This is a genomic window from Saccharopolyspora antibiotica, from assembly GCF_047200635.1.
GTDB lineage: Bacteria > Actinomycetota > Actinomycetes > Mycobacteriales > Pseudonocardiaceae > Saccharopolyspora_C.
Window position 1 is genome coordinate 60,898 of the sequence record NZ_JBJZOI010000005.1, and the last position, 14,383, is coordinate 75,280.

Genomic DNA, 14,383 nt, shown 5'->3' on the forward strand with positions numbered 1-14,383 from the left:
CGTCCGGGCTCCGGTCCCGTCCCGGATCACTCACTACCCGCAGGCGAGGCTAGCCAATCTATCCATCGCTCGCGTCGTTCGTGTGGGCCAACCACGCCGAGTTCTTGATCACTCCTGCGCGGCGGCGGCCGGCGTCCCGCGCACCCGACCGGCTCGGCTGAGCGGCTAGTCCGGCGCCGTCCGGGACGCCGGGCGAGGAACCCACCTCATTCGAGGCGGCGGCGGGTGGGGCGAAGCGGGCCGGAGAGGCGGGGGCCGGCCAGCCGGCGCTCCAGCCGCCCGAGCCGGCTGCGGACCGGCTGCGCGAGGTACTCGCCCAGCACGACACCCGCGCCCAGCGCGAGACCGGTCGCGGCCGCCAGCATCAGCGTGGACATCCCCGCCGGGTCGCTGACCACGGCGATCTCGTACAGCCCTCGGTAGGTGGCCAGTCCGGGCAGCAGCGGGGCCACGCCGGAGACCGCGATCACCAGGGCCGGGATCCGCAGCCGTCGGGCCACCACGCCGCCGGTGAAGCCGACGACCGTGGTGGCGATCGCGCCCGCGAGCACCGGGTTCACCCCCAGCGCGGTGGAGGTCAGCGCACCCGACACGCCCGCCGCGACCGCTCCGCCGAGTCCGGCGATCACGAGCGGCCGGGGCGGGGCGTAGCTGGCCAGCGCGAAGCAGGCCGAGGTGGAGGCGCCCGCGAGCGCCTGCACCGGGATCAGCAGCACCGTCGACTCGATCCGAGCGGCGCCCACCGTCTGCAGGAGATTGGCCGTGTCGCCACCGAACTGGTCGAAGATCTGCACCCCCACGTAGAGCGCGAGCACCACCCCGGCGATCAGACCGGCCGACATCAGCGCGAGCTCCGCGATCCGGCCCGCGGCGGTCACGTTGTACCCGGTGATCGCGTCCTGCATCGAGCCGACGACGGTCATCCCGGACAGCAGCACGATGATGCTCGCCGCCACCGCGAGCGCGGGCGTGGGCAACAGCTTGGCCGCGTAGCAGGCCAGCGCGATGCTCGTCGCGATCATGCCGCCGACGGCCTGCTGGAAGAAGAACGGCAGCGCGCGCTTGTTCAGCATCCGGCCGATGCGGTCCACCAGCGCCGTGGCCACCGCGGCCACCGCCGCCAGCCGCGGGTCGCCGCCACCGAGCAGCACGGACAAGGAGGCGGCCATGCCGGCCCAGGCCAGCGTCGCCACCCAGCGGGGGAAGGGGTGCGGGGCCGAGGTGATCCGGTCCAGTTCGGCGTAGGCGTCCGAAGCGGAGATCTCGCCCGCGGTGATCTTGCGGACGAGGTCCTCCACGTCCGCGAGGCGGGTGTAGTCGATGGAGCGGTTGCGCACCACGCGCAGCGAGGTGATCGGCACCTCTTCGGTCCCGCGGTAGCAGGAGACCGTGATCGAGGTGTAGATGACGTCGACCTCGCAGTGCGGCAGGCCGTAGGCGCCGACCACCCCGATGATCGTCGCCGTGACGTCGGAAGCCCCGGCACCGCTGGCCATCTGGACCTCGCCGATGCGCAGGCCCAGGTCCATGACCAGGTGAACGGTTGATTCCTCGGGCAGTGCCGGCCCGTACACGGCGTTGCGGGTCCCGACCGTCTCGACCGGGTCGCGCCGCCGCAGCACACCACGGGCGCGCTGCGTGATTCCCACCGCAGACCTACCTTCCTGCTCGCCGCCCCGCGGCGGCCGTGTTGATCGTCCCCTCGGCCATCGGCCCGCGCGGTGCGGCCGTTGCACGTCCTGTTGGTGTCCTCCATCACGAGCCTGACACCCAGGGCCTGCGCGGCTCCGAGCGAGGGCGGACCCGGTCCGGCCGCCTGCCCGGGGCGGTCCGGTGCCGATTACGATGTGCGCGCGCGGCCACGCCGTGCGTGCCGCTGTAGCTCAGTTGGTAGAGCACCCGCCTTGTAAGCGGACGGTCAGGGGTTCGAGTCCCCTCAGCGGCTCACATCCGGCGGGCGCGTGGTCGGGGAGGGGCTGAGCGGCGTCGAAGGGGCACGACGTCGCGGACGGGAACACCCGGCGGGGGCCGGCGGTCGGTGGCCGGTGGACTCGCCGCTTCCAGTGAGTTCGGACGTGGGCGCCCGCGGCGCGGGAACCGGCTTCGGCGGGCCGACCGGTGCGGCCGCGGGTGCGACCCGCCATTTCGCCTCCTGATGATCGGTGATCCGCGGCCGGATCTGTACTACCCGATCGAGCGACGACTCGGTACCCCCGTGCCCGCGGCGGTGTGCCGTCCGATCACGGCAGCGGGGTGACCAGCACCCGGACCGCGGTGGTGGCGCTGCCCGCGGCGCGGTGACCCGACCGGGGTGGATCGACCTCGCCCCCGGGAGCGCGCGTGCTCGCGTGGGACGGGTCCGGCGCGACCTCCGAGGGCGAGTCGCCGGTGCTGAGCCGCCGTCCGCCACCTCGTCGCCCCGGTCGCGCAGGTCCGGCGGGGCGGCGGAGCTCCGGCGGCCGCTTCGCTCAGCCGGCCGGCTGGATGACGCCGAAGACGGCCCACGCCGGGTCGCGCACGACGGCGAAGCGGCCCGGTTCGATCTCGTGCGGTCCGTTGAGCACCGCACCGCCCAGGCGGGCGAGTTCGTCGAGCGAGCGGTCGAGGTCGGCCACCGCGAAGTACGCGAGCCAGTGCGGCGGCACCTCCGCGGGCCAGTCCTCGCCGATCCGGATCATCCCGCCGATCTCGCGGTCGCCCAGCCGGAACACCCGGTAGTCCGCGCCGCCGATCTGACGGGCGACCGCCTCCCAGCCGAAGACGGCCGAGTAGAACTCGGTGGCCCGCTCGGGGTCGCGGGTGGCGAGTTCGTGCCAGCACGGGGTGCCGGGCTCGTTGACGGTGCCCGAGCCGAGGTGTTCGCGGGCCTGCCACAGCGCGATGTCCGCCCCGGTCGGGTCCGCGCAGAGGGCCATCCGGCCGGCGTCGAAGACGTCCACCGGCCCGGCTCGCACCTGGCCGCCCGCGCCGCGCACGGCCTCGGCGGTGGAGTCGGCCGACGTGGTGGCGACGTAGGTCGTCCAGAACGTCGGTCCCGGCGGGCGCTCGTCGCTCGGGCCGATGCCCGCGATCGGTCGGCCCGCCAGCGTGCAGACCCGGTAGCCGCCCGCGTCGGGTCCCGAGTCGTGCACGGTCCAGCCGAACAGCTCGGCGTAGAACTCCGAGGTCGTGCCGGGGTCGGGTGCGCTGAGGTCGACCCAGCAGGGCGTGCCGGGCCGGTACGAGGTGATCTCCATGAGCGTCTCCGGGGCTGGTGGTGAAGGGCCGCGCGGCTATTGACGGTCTGGTGCGCCCGGGGGTCATAGTGGGCACCCGATTGTTGTTTGGATCCTTCTAACGGCGCATCTCGATCAGGATTGATCACGAAGCGCAGTGGCGAATTGTGACCAATTGGTTGACCCATTACCTGTTCGGGTGAGGTGATGTGGCGACCTGTCCGTCCCCACAGCGTTTCGCTGCTACCCAGAGGAGATCAGCGTGTCCCTGGCACGAGTGCTGACCGGCGCCGCCGGCGTGGCCCTGGCCGCCGCCGCCTTCGCCGCCCCCGCCCAGGCCGCCGCTCCCGCGGCGCCCGCCCCGTCGTCCGACATGCAGCCGATGATCATCGACGGCGAGGAGGCGACGGACGCTCCGTGGGCCGCCCGCCTGCTCAACGCCGGCCAGGAGGCCTGCACCGCGACCGCGATCTCCGCCGACTGGGTGCTCACCGCGCAGCACTGCGTCGAGGGCGCCGGTGACGACATCAGCTTCAAGATCGGCAGCCTCAACCAGCACGAGGGCGAGGAGTACAAGGCCAAGGCCGGGGGTGTGCACATCCACGACAGCGTGGACCTCGCGCTGGTCAACGTGGACCACGCGATCAACGTCGACTTCGCCCCGCTGGGCAGCAGCGGCGACGTGAGCGTCGGGGACACCGTCCAGACCTACGGCTGGGGCGCCACCTGCACCGACCAGCCCGAGGCGCAGTGCCAGGCGGAGAACCTCAAGGTGGCCGACGTCGACGTCACCGACATCGCCTGCACCGACTACCGCGGGGGCACCGCCGTGTGCGCCAGCCGCGGCAACGGCATCCCGGCCGGTGGGGACTCGGGCGGCCCGATGTTCTCCAACGGCGTCCAGGTCGGCGTGGCCTCCACCAGCGACCGCGCCACCTCCACCGCGTACACCAACATCACGGAGTACCGCGACTGGATCAAGGAAGTCGCCGGCGTCTGATTCCTCCGGCACCACCCGGTCCGCGTCCGGGGTCGCTGCGGCGGCCCCGGACGTGTGCGTTTCGGTCGCGGAATGTGAGAGCCATCGCACCGCTGGTGGCCGCCAGGCGGGCGAAGATCGCAATTCCGGAGCGCCGGAGCGAAATTCACCCGGGCAATCGGCACGATCTCGGGCGCGCGGACTCCGCGGACGTTTTCGCTGGTCACGGCCGCTGCGCGCGAATTCGATCAGCGCACGGGTAGATCCTTATCATTGCGCTGATGCGCGGCGCAACAATCCTGTCGTGCTCATCACGTGTGAAAACGGGTATCGCCTGGTGGAGGCGTCAAGAAACGGTCACGTACCTGACGCGTTACGGATGTTCTGTTAAGTTGGCACAGCATGACCGGCGACATAACCAGCCATAACGGCGACGGACCGAATGGCGGACGGAATGCGGGGAGCGGTTCTTCCGACTCCGGAGAGATCGGCATTCCGGTCGTCGAGGACGGTCCCGCACTCTACCGGATCACCCGTGATTCGCGCGTGCTCGACGTGAACTCGTCCTACGCCTACCTGCTGTGGTGCCGGGACTTCGCGCGGACCAGCGCGGTGGCGCGGGAGGACGGCGAAGCGGTCGGCTTCGTCACCGGCTACCTGCGGCCCGACGCCCCGGACGTGCTCATGGTCTGGCAGGTCGCCGTGGACGCCTCGCAGCGCGGCCGCGGAGTGGCGGGCAAGCTGCTCGGACACCTGGTCGACCGGCTGGTGCCGGAAGGCGTCCGCTACCTGGAGACGACGATCACGGCCGACAACACCGCCTCGATCAAGCTGTTCTCGGCGCTGGCGCGGGACCGCGGGACCGAGCTGGCGCGCAGCGAGCTCTTCCGCGCGGAGCTGTTCCCCGACGCGCACCTGGGCGAGGACCTGTACCGGATCGGCCCCTTCGCGGCCCCCGGGGCCTCGGTGGGCGAGTCGGTCGCGACGCCGCGTCCGGCGGACTGAGCGCGAGCACGTCCCACAGGCGCGGTCGGTGGCCGCGCAGCACAGCCGAAACGAGTTCCGACCGGCGGGTCTCCCGGCGGGGACCATGACCGATTTGCAGCCGGTGGCCGATCCGGCCGCCGCGAACGGAGGATCGTGAACGACATCTTCGCAAGCCTCGAATCCGAGGTCCGCAGCTACAGCCGCACCTGGCCGACGACGTTCGACACGGCGCGCGGGAGCTGGCTCTACGGCGAGGACGGCACGCCCTACCTGGACTTCTTCGCCGGTGCGGGGGCCCTGAACTACGGGCACAACAACCCGCAGCTGAAGCGCAAGCTGATCGAGTACATCGAGCGCGACGGCGTCACCCACGGCCTCGACCAGGCCACCGCCGCCAAGCGGCAGTTCCTGGAGACGCTCGACGAGAAGCTGCTGAAACCGCGCGGGCTGGACTACAAGGTCCAGTTCCCCGGGCCGACGGGCACGAACTCCGTGGAGTCCGCGCTCAAGCTCGTCCGCAAGATCACCGGTCGCGAGTCGATCATCAGCTTCACGAACGCCTTCCACGGCATGACGCTGGGCTCGCTGTCGGTCACGGGCAACTCGATGAAGCGCGGCGGCGCCGGCATCCCGCTGGTGCACTCCACGCCGATGCCGTACGACAACTACTTCGACGGCCAGTACCCGGACTTCCTGTACTTCGAGCGGCTGCTCGAGGACAGCGGTTCCGGCCTCAACGAACCCGCCGCGGTGATCGTGGAGACGCTGCAGGGCGAGGGCGGCATCAACTCCTCCCGCCCGGAGTGGCTGCGCGGTCTGCGGGAGCTGTGCGACAAGCACGGGATGCTGCTCGTCATCGACGACGTCCAGATGGGCTGCGGGCGCACCGGCCCGTTCTTCAGCTTCGAAGAGGCGGGCATCGTCCCGGACGTCGTCTGCCTGTCGAAGTCCATCGGCGGCTACGGCCTCCCGCTGGCCCTGACGTTGATCAAGTCCGAGCACGACGTGTGGGAGCCCGGCGAGCACAACGGCACCTTCCGCGGCAACAACCCCGCGTTCGTCACCGCCACCGAGGCGCTGAACCTGTACTGGAGCGACGACGAGCTCCAGCGCTCCACCATCGCCAAGGGCGAGCGGGTCGGTCAGGTCCTCGACGAGATCGTCGCGAAGCACGACGGCGCGCTGGCCAAGGGCCGCGGCCTCGCTCGTGGCCTCGGCTTCGAGGACCCCGAGGTCGCGGGCAAGATCTCCAAGGCCGCCTTCGACCGCAAGCTGATCCTGGAGACCTCCGGTCCGCAGAGCGAAGTGATCAAGATCATGCCGCCGCTGACCGTGTCGGATGAAGAGCTCGAACAGGGGCTTCAGATCATCGTCGATTCCGTGCAAGCTGTGCTTGCCTGACACCACGCGCGCGATGGCCGGCCCGGAAGCCCGGGTCGGCCGTCTCGTTCGGCACCACCGGCACCACGAAGGAGGGCATTGTGTTCGTCCGCAGCCTCGAAGAGGTCGAGAACACCGACGACGACATCCAGAGCGAGAACTGGCGCAGCAAGCGCATCGTGCTGGCCAGGGAGAAGGTCGGCTTCTCGGTGCACGAGACCACCCTCTACGCCGGAACCGTGAACGACTTCTGGTACGCCAACCACATCGAGGCCGTCTTCGTGTTCGAGGGCGAGGGCGAGGTCGAGGACAAGGCCACCGGCGAGGTCCACCAGCTCAAGCCCGGCACCCTCTACATGCTCAACGAGCACGACAAGCACCAGGTCCGCCCGAAGACCGACATGCGCACCGTCTGCGTGTTCAACCCCCCGGTGACCGGCCGCGAGGTGCACGACGAGAACGGCGTGTACCCGCTGGTCGTGGAGGACTGATCCGGTAACTCCGGCGCTCCGCCAGAGCCGCCCCCGAACCGCTTCCCCGCGGTTCGGGGGCGGCTCTTCTCATGCCCTCTCGGCGTCTCCGCCGAGCTCCGATGCGTAACGACCGCGCGGCCCGGGTAGCACTGAAGAACCAGGTTGCCGCTGCGGTGCGCGATTTCTCCCGAAATCGCCGGGGGTCCGCGACCGGCCGAGTAACCGAGAAATGGCGGCCGATTTCCGGGAGATCGGGAATCGGCCGCTCCGGCGGTGATTCGCGAAGGAGGCGACACTGATGACCGTCGCGGACGTGACGACTCAGGACCGTTATCCGACCCGGCGCGGTACCGGGTCCGCATTCCTCGAACGCACCGATCCAGTCGTCTGGCCCGGGGTGAGCTCCGGGCCCGCGACGGCGGCCGAGCTCGGCGAGCACGACCGCGACGGCTTCCACGTCGTCCCCGGCCTGCTGTCGCCGGCCGAGGTCCAGGACTACTGGCGGGAGCTCGAACGGCTCACCCGGGACCCCGAGGTCCGGGCCGACGAGCGCACCGTGGTCGAGAAGCACTCGGGCGAGGTCCGCTCCCTGTTCGAGGTGCACCGCACGAGCGGGCCGATCGCCCGGCTGGTGCGGGACCCGAGGGTGCTGGACCGCGCGCGGCAGATCCTGGGCTCGGACGTCTACGTCCACCAGAGCCGGATCAACTACATGCCGGGCTTCAAGGGGACCGGGTTCTACTGGCACTCCGACTTCGAGACCTGGCACGCCGAGGACGGGATGCCCGCCCCGCGCGCGGTGAGCATGTCGATCGCGCTCACCGACAACCACCCGTTCAACGGCGGGTTGATGGTCATGCCCGGAGCGCACCGCACCTACGTGTCCTGCGCCGGACGAACCCCGGGGGACAACTACAAGTCCTCGCTCCGGGAGCAGAAGGTCGGTGTGCCGGCGGAGGAGGACATCACGCGCCTCGGCTACGAGCACGGGATCGAGCAGTTCACCGGCTCGGCGGGCTCGGCGCTGTGGTTCGACTCGAACACCATGCACGGCTCGGGCAACAACATCACGCCGTTCCCGAGGTCGAACATCTTCATCGTGTTCAACAGCGTGCACAACCGGCCGGTGGCGCCGTTCGCGGCGCGGCGGCCGCGGCCGGAGTTCATCGCCGCCCGCGACACCGCCGCGCTCGCCCGGTGACGTGACCACCCGGCCTGGTGCCGGGCCGGGTGGCCGCGGGGGTTGGAATCGTGATCTCCATGGGCGAACCTGGGAGCGGTTCCACGGCGTCCCCGCGTGCGGGGCGGTCCAGGAGAGCGGATGAGCACACTGCACGACCCGGTTCCGGCGGTTCCCGCCGGGATGCGGGACAGCGTCACCACGCCGAGCGCGGCGCGGGTCTACGACTGGTTCCTCGGCGGAGCCCACAACTGGGAGATCGACCGCGCCTTCGGGCGGAAGGTCGTGGAGATCGTGCCCGGTATGAAGGCCTACTGCCGGGAGAACCGGCGCTTCCTCAACCGCGTGGTGCGCTGCGCGCTGGACTCCGGGATGCGGCAGTTCCTCGACATCGGATCCGGGCTGCCGACCGCGGGCAACGTGCACGAGGTGGCCGAGCTGCACCGCCGCTCGGCCACCTCGGGTGACCCGGACGGGGCGCGGGTCGTCTACGTGGACAACGACCCGGTGGTGCAGTCGCTGGGCGGGCTGATCCTCGAACGGGAGGGCGACCAGCGGCGGCACCGCGCGCTGCGCGCCGATCCGATCGCCGATCCCGACGGGTTGTGGCCCCGCCTGGAGGCCACCGGCGTGCTCGACCTGGACGAGCCGATGTGCCTGCTCATGACCTCGATGCTGCACTTCTCGAAGGACGCCGGCCGGCCGCACGCCGCGCTGGACGCGCTCCGGGCGCGGTTGCCGAGCGGCTCGCTGCTGGCGGTCTCGCACTGGACGACCTCGGACGAGACCGAGGAGGAGCGGGAGCAGAACCGGCGACTGGTGGAGGCGTACGAGCGCTCCACGCACCCCGGGCAGCTCCGCACCGCCGAGGAGGTCCGGGCCTTCTTCGGGGACTTCGAGATGTTGCCCCCGGGGCTCGTCTACGCGCCGCAGTGGCGTCCCGACGGCAACGAGGAGTTCGCCGACCCGGCGCGCTCCCGAATGCTCTGCGGCGCGGCCCGCAAACCCTGACCCCCGCCCCGCGAACTCACCCCACCACGCCCACCCGCGATTTCGCGAGAAATCGCGGCCCCCACCCCCGGACACCGGCAATTTCATGAGAAATCGCGGCCCCCACCGAGGGCGAGCCCCCGATTTCTCGCGAAATCGCGGTTCCGGGGGAGGCGTGCGGTCGCCGTCCGGCGGCGCGATTTCTCACGAAATCGCGGGTCCCGGGGGCGGGGAGGTGGTGCGCGGGGGCGGGATCAGGTGGTGGCGGGGGCCGGGTCGAGACCGAGGTAGCGGCGCTCGTTGAACTTCTCGCCCGCGCAGGACGCGCCGATGTCGTGGCCGATGCGCTCGACCACGTCGGCCAGCTCCAGCCGGGACAGCCAGTTGCGCGGGAGCGCGGCCGTGCCGTGCCGGGCGCCGAGCAGCGCCCCGGTGATCGCGGCCGTGCTGTCGCTGTGCCCGGAGTGGTTGGCCGCCAGCCGCAGCGCCGCGGGGAACTGCTCCGGTCGGGGCAGCGCCAGCGCGCAGTACGCGCCGATGGCCAGCGCCTCCGGTCCGATCCAGCCCTGGCCGAGCCGTTCGACGTGCGCGACCGAGGCGCCCATCCGGGCCAGCGAGGAGGCCTCCGCGAGCAGTCCCGCCGTCTCCCCGTCGTCGCGCAGCACCCGGCCGGTCGCCTGGTCCACGGCCTCCGGCAGCCGCCTGCCCTGCACCGCGACGAGGTGCACGATCAGCGAGAGGGTGCCCGCCGAGGCCCAGCCGCCCGCCCCGCCGTGGGTGAGCGCGGCGAGCCGGCAGCCGAGCCCGTAGGCGATGGTCGCGCTCGGCGCGAAGCCGATCGGCGTGCTGCGGTCCACGCCGCCGCAGCCCTTGGAGCTGTTGCGCGGCCGGTCCGGGCTGCCGAGCTCCGGCTCGCCCAGGGCGCGCAGGCTGGTGAGCCCGGGGGCGCGACTGGCGTAGAGCTCGCCTTCGGCGAGCAGGCCGGTCGCGCCCGGCGGCGGCTTGGACTCCTGCTGGGTGATCAGCCAGCGCCGGTAGGCGGCGGTGACCGTCTCGACCGGGCGCCACTGGCCGCCGTTGTTGCCCTGCGTCCAGGCGCTCAGGTAGCCCTCGCCGGTGAACAGCGTCATCTGGGTGGCGTCGCCGAGCAGCGCCTGCGGTGGGGGTTCGGTGATGCCCTGCTCGCCGTGCTCGGCGCGGATGCCGTCCAGCTGCTGGAACTCGACGGGTGCCCCGAGCGCGTCGCCGAGCGCGCCGCCGAGCAGACAGCCCACGGCCCGATCGACCACTGTGGACGGTGTGGGCACGCGGCGGGCTCCTTCTCGGGCGCTGCTTCGACGGTGTCGATCAGGGGCCGACTCTACTGGGCGGTACCGCGGGCCCGGCATCGATCCGGCGTCCGTGAACATCTTCGCCGCGTGAGGCCTGGCACCCCCGGTTCCGGGGCCGGATCCGTGAATGATCAACTTTTCGGGCCTCGGGGTGGCCGGGGGTGAGCGGCGGTGCCGCCGAACGCGCGACGCGGGCGACCCGGCGTTCGGCTGATCGGGTGACGCCATGGCCGGTCCGGGCAGCCGTTGACCCGAAGATCGCTACCGTGTGTCGGCTGCGCCGGGAGTGGACGCCGCGAGCCCGGGTGACCGAAACTGACGAGGATCGAATTCGCAGCGAACGGCAGGTGTCGAGGGGCATGCAGGGGCAGGACGCTACGCCCGCGCGGGGCGGCACCGGCCAGGCGAGCGGTCTGCCCGCGCACGGCTTCACCTTCCAGGTGCTGGGCCCGCTCGAAGTGCGGCTGGACGGTGCGCCGCTGCGGCTCGGCTCCGCCGCCGTCCGCGGCGCGTTCGCCTGCCTGCTCCTGGAGCCGAACCAGCTCGTCTCCATCGACCGGCTCATCGACACCCTCTGGGGTGACGACCCGCCCGCCACCGCCCGGACCATCGTGCACGGGTACATCTCGCGGATCCGCCGCCTGCTGCACGAGCACGGTGACGAGAGCACTCCCGGGCGTCCCGAGATCCTCACCCGCGCCCCCGGCTACCTGCTGCGGATCGACCCCGAACGGGTCGACGCGCACCGCGTGCGGACGCTCATCAACGAGGCGCACGGCAAGGACCCCGCGACCCGCGCGGCACTGCTGGGCGAGGCGCTGCGGCTGTGGCGCGGGCCGGTGCTCTCCGGCATCGCCGCCGAGCGGCTGCCGCAGCTGGTCGGTCCGAACCTCGACGAGCTGCGGCTGCTCGCCCTGGAGGAGCGCATCGCCGCCGAGCTGGAGCTCGGCAAGCACCACCGGCTCGTCGTCGAGCTGTCCGCGCTCGTAGACCACCACCCGTTGCGCGAGCGGCTGACCTACCTGCTCATGCTCGCCGGGTACCGGGCGGGCAACCGCGCCGAGGCCCTCGCCCGCTACCACGCGCTGCGGGAGCGGCTCTCGCACGAACTCGGCATCGACCCCGGTCCCGAGGTGCGCACCCTCTACGAACGGCTGCTGCGCGACGACGAGGCCCTGCTCAGCGGAACCCAGCGGCAGGCCGACCGCGAGGTCGCCCCGGTCGGGCCGGTCCCGGCGGAGCTGCCGCCCGCGGTCGCCGGGTTCGTCGGCCGGGAGCGCGAGATGGCGGTGCTGGACCGGATGGTCGAGCGGGACCGCGGCGACGCCACGCTGCTCGCCGTGCTCACCGGCACCGCCGGCGTCGGCAAGAGCGCGGTGGCGATCACCTGGGCGCACCGGGTCGCCGCCTCGTTCCCGGACGGCCAGCTCTACGCCTCGCTGCGGGGCTTCGACTCCGAACGCGCTCCGCTGTCCCCGGGTGAGGCGCTCACCAGCATGATCAAGACGCTCGGCGTGGCCGCCGACGCCATCCCGGTCGACCTCGACGACCGGGCCGCGCTGTTCCGCTCGTTGCTGGCGGACCGCCGGGTGCTGGTGCTGCTGGACAACGCCCGCGACTCCGAGCAGGTCCGGCCGCTGCTGCCCGGCAGCTCCCGCTCCCTGGTGCTGGTCACCAGCAGGCGGCGGCTGGACGGGTTGGTGGTGCGCAGCGGCGCGCGGGTGCTGCCGTTGGAGACCCTGCCCACCGAGTCCGCGGTCGAACTGCTCGGCCGGGCGGGCGGCATCGACGGCTCCGCCGCGGAACCCGAAGCGGCCCGGGAGCTCGCCGAGCTCTGCGGCGGCCTGCCGCTGGCGCTGCGGATCGCCGCCGCCCGGCTCGCGGCCAACCCGGCGCGCGGCATCGCCGGCCTGGTCCGGGAGCTCACCGACGAGAGCAACCGGCTGCACGCGCTGGACATCGACGACGCCGACACGAGCGTGCGCCGCGCTTTCGACATCTCCTACCGCAACCTGCACCCGTTGCACGCGGCGACCTTCCGGCGGCTCGGGCTCGTGCCGGGGCACACCTTCACCGCGCACGCCGTGGCCGCGGTCTGCGAGACCGACCCGCCCAACGCCTACCGGCGGCTGCGGGCGCTCGCGCTCGCGCACCTGGTGACCGAACCCGAGCCGGATCGCTTCGGGATGCACGACCTGCTGCGGCTCTACGCGCGGGAGCTGCTCACCGCCCCCGAGGACGGCAGACCGGACCACGCGGGCGTCGCCGAGCGCGACGAGAAGGCGTTCACCCGGCTGCTGCACTACTACCTGGTGGTCGCCGACCACGCCCGCCGCTTCCTGCGGCCCGCGCGCGACGACCTCGACCTCTCCGGCGACTCCACCATCGAGCAGCCCGAGATCCGGAACCGGACCGAGGCGCTGGCCTGGTTCGACTCGGAGTGGCCCAACCTGGTCGCCGCCGTGCGCGCCGCGCACGCCCACGGGCTGCACGAGCACGCGTGGCGGCTGGTGCGCTGCCAGTTCAACTACCTGGTGGTGCGCTGCCCCTGGGAGGACTGGATCCAGATCTACACCGTCGGCCTGGAGTCGGCGCGGCTCGCCGCCGACCCGGTCGGGCAGGTGCTCATGCCCGCGGGGCTCGGGGTGGCCTACGCCCGAACCGGCAAGCACGACGAGGCGCTCGCGCACTACGCCGACTCCTACCGCTGCGCCGTCGCCACCGGTGACCCCGGGTGGCTGGCGCTGGCCCAGGTGAACATGGGCGCCGTGCTGTTCCGGATGAGCCGCTACGCGGAGGCGCAGGTGCACTGCCGGGACGCGCTGCGGGCCTACCGCACCCTCGGGGACCGCTACCGCGAGGCGGGAGCCCTGAACAACCTCGCCCAGGTCGAGCAGGCCAACGGTCGGCTCGACGAGGCCCTGGAGCACCTGCTGGAGGCCGAGGTGATGTACCGCGAGGCGGACGACCTCGAAACCCTGGCGATGGTGTTGAACAACTGCGGCGAGGTCAGCATCGAACTCGGCAGGCCCGACGACGGGGAGGGCTACCACCACGAGGCGCTCGACGTGGCGCAGCGCTGCGGTTCGGCGATGCACCAGGCATCGGCCTACCTCGGGCTCGGCGACGTGGCGCACTCGCGCGGGGACGGCTCGGTCGCCCGCAACCGGTGGGAGACCGCGCTGTCGATCTACGAGACCGGCGGCTCGCCGCGCGCGGCCCAGGCGCGGAGCCGACTTCAGGGGCTCGCCGCGCGCGAAAGCTGACTCCCTCGCAGGTCGCGCGGCCTCCGGAGCGGTGTTTAGCCGACGTTTAGCGGGCGTCTAGCGCCGACTGGGAAGGTGTTCTCGTGCGGGTCGGCATCGCGGATCCGCACCGGGTGGTCCTGGGGGAAATCCGAGGGGGGATTGCCACCCGCGACCGTCCCGGCCGAGCCCGCCCCGCGGGCAACGGTCGGGGCGGGACTCCGGGAACGGAGACCCGGGAGTACGGGGAGACCCGGAGCATCCGGGGAGGCGTGGGGGTGGGTGCGGGCCTTTGGCGTGGGGGACGACCAGAGGTCCGCACTTCGTCTTCCGCTCCCGCACCGGCGCTGCCCTCCCACCGCCCGCCCGAGCCGTCCCGGCCACGCCTCCGGCGCTCTTCTCCGGGCCCGGGGCCGCACGCTTCTCGCCACCCGAGTCCGCACCCGGCGATGCCGCGGCGGACCGCGTCCGACGACCCGTCCGGAGCGATTTCGCGAGAAATCGCGCCGCACAGCGGCCTCGGCACCGGCCTGGTGCGGACGTGATTTCTCGCGAAATCGCGGCGCGGGAGCAGCGTGACCAGGGCCTCGGGCGCGCGGGAGC

General features: G+C 72.2%; 10 protein-coding genes and 1 tRNA gene. 8 read left to right on the forward strand and 3 right to left on the reverse strand.

The window, feature by feature from the left end; all coding sequences use genetic code 11:
• Positions 1–206: 206 nt before the first annotated feature.
• The gene (locus ACL03H_RS04810; protein WP_412809851.1) at positions 207–1,649 is read right to left on the reverse strand and encodes a threonine/serine exporter family protein; all 1,443 of its coding nucleotides are present in this window, start codon (positions 1,647–1,649) and stop codon (positions 207–209) included.
• Positions 1,650–1,872: 223 nt separating this feature from the next.
• On the opposite strand from ACL03H_RS04810, the gene ACL03H_RS04815 reads away from it, so the two are divergent.
• Positions 1,873–1,945: transfer RNA gene (locus tag ACL03H_RS04815), tRNA-Thr, on the forward strand.
• Positions 1,946–2,468: 523 nt separating this feature from the next.
• Here ACL03H_RS04815 and ACL03H_RS04820 read toward each other — a convergent pair.
• Positions 2,469–3,236: a VOC family protein gene (locus ACL03H_RS04820; RefSeq protein WP_412809852.1), complete on the reverse strand. Its 768-nt coding sequence runs from the start codon at positions 3,234–3,236 to the stop codon at positions 2,469–2,471.
• A 241-nt stretch (positions 3,237–3,477) separates the two neighbouring features.
• On the opposite strand from ACL03H_RS04820, the gene ACL03H_RS04825 reads away from it, so the two are divergent.
• The 6 genes from ACL03H_RS04825 to ACL03H_RS04850 all read left to right on the forward strand — a co-directional run bounded on the left by ACL03H_RS04825 (position 3,478) and on the right by ACL03H_RS04850 (position 9,225).
• Complete coding sequence (locus ACL03H_RS04825; protein ID WP_412809853.1) at positions 3,478–4,215, forward strand: S1 family peptidase; 738 nt, start codon at positions 3,478–3,480, stop codon at positions 4,213–4,215.
• Positions 4,216–4,596: 381 nt separating this feature from the next.
• Positions 4,597–5,199, forward strand: a complete 603-nt coding sequence (ectA, locus tag ACL03H_RS04830; protein ID WP_412809854.1) for a diaminobutyrate acetyltransferase — start codon at positions 4,597–4,599, stop codon at positions 5,197–5,199.
• A 135-nt stretch (positions 5,200–5,334) separates the two neighbouring features.
• Positions 5,335–6,582, forward strand: coding sequence for a diaminobutyrate--2-oxoglutarate transaminase (gene ectB, locus ACL03H_RS04835; RefSeq protein ID WP_412809855.1), 1,248 nt, complete (start codon positions 5,335–5,337; stop codon positions 6,580–6,582).
• An 80-nt stretch (positions 6,583–6,662) separates the two neighbouring features.
• Complete coding sequence (locus ACL03H_RS04840; protein ID WP_412809856.1) at positions 6,663–7,052, forward strand: ectoine synthase; 390 nt, start codon at positions 6,663–6,665, stop codon at positions 7,050–7,052.
• A 280-nt stretch (positions 7,053–7,332) separates the two neighbouring features.
• A complete protein-coding gene (gene thpD / locus ACL03H_RS04845) occupies positions 7,333–8,235 on the forward strand; it encodes an ectoine hydroxylase (protein ID WP_412809857.1) in 903 nt (300 codons plus the stop codon).
• Between the two features lie 120 nt (positions 8,236–8,355).
• Positions 8,356–9,225 carry an SAM-dependent methyltransferase gene (locus ACL03H_RS04850; protein WP_412809858.1) on the forward strand — a complete coding sequence of 290 codons (870 nt, stop codon included), beginning with the start codon at positions 8,356–8,358 and terminating at the stop codon, positions 9,223–9,225.
• Positions 9,226–9,458: 233 nt separating this feature from the next.
• Here ACL03H_RS04850 and ACL03H_RS04855 read toward each other — a convergent pair whose 3' ends face one another.
• Positions 9,459–10,511 carry an ADP-ribosylglycohydrolase family protein gene (locus ACL03H_RS04855; RefSeq protein WP_412809859.1) on the reverse strand — a complete coding sequence of 351 codons (1,053 nt, stop codon included), beginning with the start codon at positions 10,509–10,511 and terminating at the stop codon, positions 9,459–9,461.
• A 383-nt stretch (positions 10,512–10,894) separates the two neighbouring features.
• Here ACL03H_RS04855 and ACL03H_RS04860 point away from each other — a divergent pair, with 383 nt between their 5' ends.
• Entirely contained in the window at positions 10,895–13,801 is a 2,907-nt protein-coding gene (locus tag ACL03H_RS04860; RefSeq protein ID WP_412809860.1) for an AfsR/SARP family transcriptional regulator, read from the forward strand.
• The last annotated feature ends 582 nt before the right edge of the window (positions 13,802–14,383 follow it).